We start from the raw sequence: 3381 nt of genomic DNA, 5'->3' as shown, positions 1-3381 counted from the left end.
TTTGACAAGACTGCTGAGGTTTTTATGGGTTTTTTAAACTTCGTTGGTTCTCTCATATGGCTTCTCTAAAATTTTGTTCACAGAGACTAGGTAATTTGCATAAGATTAAGTCATTCCTAAATAAGAAGCTAAAATGCGCAGAAGAGACCAAAGGTGGAAAATAAAGTCAGGATATGCCACAAGCAGAAAAAACTAAAAGCGGAAAAGAACGGAATATAGTTCAAAAAGAAAACATACAAGATAAACAAATCGTACCAATTAGGGGCTCGTTTGGCTACAATTTGACGAATAGCAAGAAGCAAGTTACACGTGCACCAGTAGTTGTTGCTGCAATGTATGACAATTTTGCTTGGTTTAGGTCTTTTCGCCTACTCAACTTTTTTAGTACAGTACAATTCTTCTTTCAACAGCCACCAAAGCTGTCGCAAAGACAGAGGGCTTTAACTTACCAACTACCCAAAGAGACAGAACCAAACGAGGTAATACAAAAAAATGAAGGAGAAGCAGGTGAAACCGCAAAGCTTTCCGATATAGTTCAAACCAGGTCGCATACAGATTATTTTAAGGCTAATAGAAGAAAGAAATCGAAGAAGCAAGCTAAAGTACTATCAGAAGAAGAAAAACAATTAGCCGTAAGACAAGCACAAAATGATGCCAGAGTAGCTATGATAGATAATCATGCTGAATACAAGGGAAAAAAAACTTGATAAGGTATTTGTTGAAGTGATGAATGGATACAAAAATCAGGATCCAGAAACATTTCGCAATATTTTCAACTCAGTGTTCAATATTGTTTATTTCCAAGATAAACAACTACATGAAATATTAGAGCCAGGTGAAGTATTAGAAGTGTTACAGATACCTGAAAGGTCACAACCTTCTAATAATTCACTTTTAGGTAAAGAATATTTACAAAGGCAAGTGTATAGAAAAAAAGAGCAATTACTCAAATTAGTTTCAGGTATTCCCATACAACAACCTTTTCCACAACCTGAAAACGTTTCTCATGAAAGTGGAAATCCTTTACCAAACAAAACCACAAGCCCTTCACCAGTAACAAGTACAACTCCACTAGCTACTAACACTGCTTCCAAACCGCTGTTAAAAATCGTGTTTTCTTCGAAAGAGACTTACTTTTGTCTATTGTTGATAGCATCCTCTATATCAACGCTCTGCCTGTGGCATTTGCCGCTGGGAAAAGTGTCAATTTTAAAGGGAGTAGTGCCACCAGAGAAAAGAGAAAGTATTGGGCTGGCATTGAACATAGGATTACCAATACTAGCCACATTATGTGTTCTGAGTTTGGCTTATTTTATATATTCTAAATATTCGGTAGAGTCTATTGAACAGGTAGATAAAAACAAGCCTCTTGCTCCCACTTAATGGATAGCTATTTTAAAAGATTTTTTGTGATAAAATCATTTATTTTACTGTATGTTTAAAGGAATTATTACAGATATTGGAACTGTAATTGATATCAAGACTTGCTCTAACTCCGATCAAATCTTCCATATCAAGGCACAAAACTTACTCTCTATAAATAGAGGAGATTCAATAGCCTGCTCTGGTGTGTGTTTAACTGTCGTTGACATAATTAACGATGTGTTCACAGTTCAAGTGTCTCAAGAAACCATGAAGGTTACTAACCTAAATAATTGGAAAGTAGGAAAGAAAATAAACCTAGAACAAGCAATGAGACTGAGTGATAGAATCGACGGCCACCTAGTCCAGGGTCATGTAGATAAGATAGTACAAATTCTTGCAATCAATCAAAATTTGGATTCTCATAAAATCAAGCTATCGTGCTCACAAGAGTTAATTAAATTTATTGCCAAAAAGGGATCTGTAACGCTAGATGGAGTTTCTCTCACAGTAAATTCAGTTATCAGCCAAGAATTTGTTGTCAATATCATTTCCTACACATGGCAAAACACAACTTTCCAGTATAACAAAGTGGATGATTATCTAAATTTAGAAGTCGACATGATCGCTAGATATTTAGACCAGTTGATGCAGCATAGATACAATTAATTTTACAATTTTGTTGTTTGCAATTATTATATCTTGAAAACCATATAATATGTAGTATGCTCTTCGATTGTATAATTATTTTCATTATTGTTGTATGCGTAATAATCTCGTTAACTAGAGGCTTTATAAAAGAGTTATGCGCGCTAATGTTTTTGTTTTTGTCGGTTTTTCTGACAGCTAATCATTATGATTTCTTCGCTATAAATTATAGTAAATACTTTGATTCTAAAGCTACGCAGAACATACTTTCTACAATTTCTGTATTTATTATACTCAACCTTATATTTATGATAGTAAACAACTGGCTGATGTATATATTATCACCCATAAGGTTGGGGTTAATCGATAGAGTGACCGGAATCCTTGTCGGAGCGTTCAGAGGAGTATTGCTTTCTTATGTACTATTCTTTGCCGTGCACTTATATTGCTACACGGCGTATGACAAAAAAGAGGAGCAGTCTAAAATAGAAGCAGAAGACATATTGCCTAATTGGATAAAAAATTCGCACTCTTATCAGGCTTTATTTTCGACAGTAGAAGACATAGTTGATGTCTACATACCGGAGTCGTTGATACTAAAAATAAAAGAGATTGGCGAAGGAATGGTTGACCAAGAAAAGCCTGAGGGTGATAAAAAAGAAGAGTAATACCCATGCTTATAAGACAACCTCTGGTGACTTTCGGGAACGCTCTACATCTTTCACTTCCTCAAGTTTGGTACTAGGCTTTAAAACATTATACAATGCAAAACTCATGCATACCAGTCCAACAACTACCCCAGCCACCGCTATAATGTGCATCTTTAGGGCATAAGATACAATACTGCTTACTAATAACGCTATACCAGCACCACCAGCCATGATTGCTTGTCTTTGCTGCGTTGTTTTTGTTGATGATTTTTCTTTTTCGTTTACAACGTTTTCTTTTTTAGGCTCACTATGGGAACACGATTTTGTTTGATCCTTTGTTTCAGTATGAGGCAAAGTATTGCCTTCATCTGTTCTGTTAGAAGCACTTAGCCCTTGCGTAACAGCTTCTGTTGAAGTAGTGGTACTATCTTCATTTTTTTCGTTAGTAGCTTCAGCATTATCAGAATCTTTGCTATTTTCACAAGTTGGTGTATCAGTTTCTATTGCAGGAGTAGTGAGCAGGGTATCTTTTGTGATAAATTCGGCTTTTAAAGCGCGTGTGCTCGCTACACCGTCCTTATATTTAACAGCACTAAAAACGCTAACTATGGATTAGCCGATAAAGAAAGGGCTGGAAATAGAGGGCTTTTTGGGTTGCATGGAATATGAAATAAGCGTAGAAAAGATGTGAACTAAAAAGTTAATAGGAGATCTATGGCGA

The 3381-nt window shown here is 35.7% G+C and carries 4 protein-coding genes and 2 pseudogenes; 4 read left to right on the top strand and 2 right to left on the bottom strand.

Going from position 1 to position 3381, the window contains the following annotated elements; all coding sequences use genetic code 11:
* Positions 1–230: 230 nt before the first annotated feature.
* The 3 genes and pseudogenes from GO685_RS05880 to GO685_RS04225 all read left to right on the top strand — a co-directional run.
* A pseudogene (locus tag GO685_RS05880) lies at positions 231–1383 on the top strand (hypothetical protein); the annotation flags it as partial.
* A gap of 51 nt (positions 1384–1434) precedes the next feature.
* Entirely contained in the window at positions 1435–2031 is a 597-nt protein-coding gene (locus tag GO685_RS04230; RefSeq protein ID WP_175937708.1) for a riboflavin synthase, read from the top strand.
* A gap of 56 nt (positions 2032–2087) precedes the next feature.
* Positions 2088–2678, top strand: coding sequence for a CvpA family protein (locus tag GO685_RS04225; protein WP_175937707.1), 591 nt, complete (start codon positions 2088–2090; stop codon positions 2676–2678).
* Between the two features lie 9 nt (positions 2679–2687).
* On the opposite strand, the gene GO685_RS04220 is transcribed toward GO685_RS04225, so the two are convergent.
* The gene (locus tag GO685_RS04220) at positions 2688–3014 is read right to left on the bottom strand and encodes a hypothetical protein (RefSeq protein ID WP_175937706.1); all 327 of its coding nucleotides are present in this window, start codon (positions 3012–3014) and stop codon (positions 2688–2690) included.
* Between the two features lie 4 nt (positions 3015–3018).
* Here GO685_RS04220 and GO685_RS04215 point away from each other — a divergent pair, with 4 nt between their 5' ends.
* Positions 3019–3276, top strand: coding sequence for a hypothetical protein (locus tag GO685_RS04215; protein WP_175937705.1), 258 nt, complete (start codon positions 3019–3021; stop codon positions 3274–3276).
* Here the strand turns inward: GO685_RS04215 and GO685_RS04210 are convergent.
* A pseudogene (locus tag GO685_RS04210) lies at positions 3273–3381 on the bottom strand (IS982 family transposase); the annotation flags it as partial. The gene GO685_RS04215 and the pseudogene GO685_RS04210 overlap by 4 nt on opposite strands.

Origin of the sequence: Wolbachia endosymbiont of Madathamugadia hiepei, assembly GCF_013366855.1 — a bacterium.
GTDB lineage: Bacteria > Pseudomonadota > Alphaproteobacteria > Rickettsiales > Anaplasmataceae > Wolbachia.
Note: the sequence above shows the minus strand (reverse complement) of the source record. Positions and strands in the feature narration are given on the sequence as shown.

Coding starts and splice junctions, on each gene's coding strand:
- GO685_RS04230 (WP_175937708.1), top strand. CDS start 1,435: ATGTTTAAAGGAATTATTACAGATATTGGAACTGTAATTGATATCAAG.
- GO685_RS04225 (WP_175937707.1), top strand. CDS start 2,088: ATGCTCTTCGATTGTATAATTATTTTCATTATTGTTGTATGCGTAATA.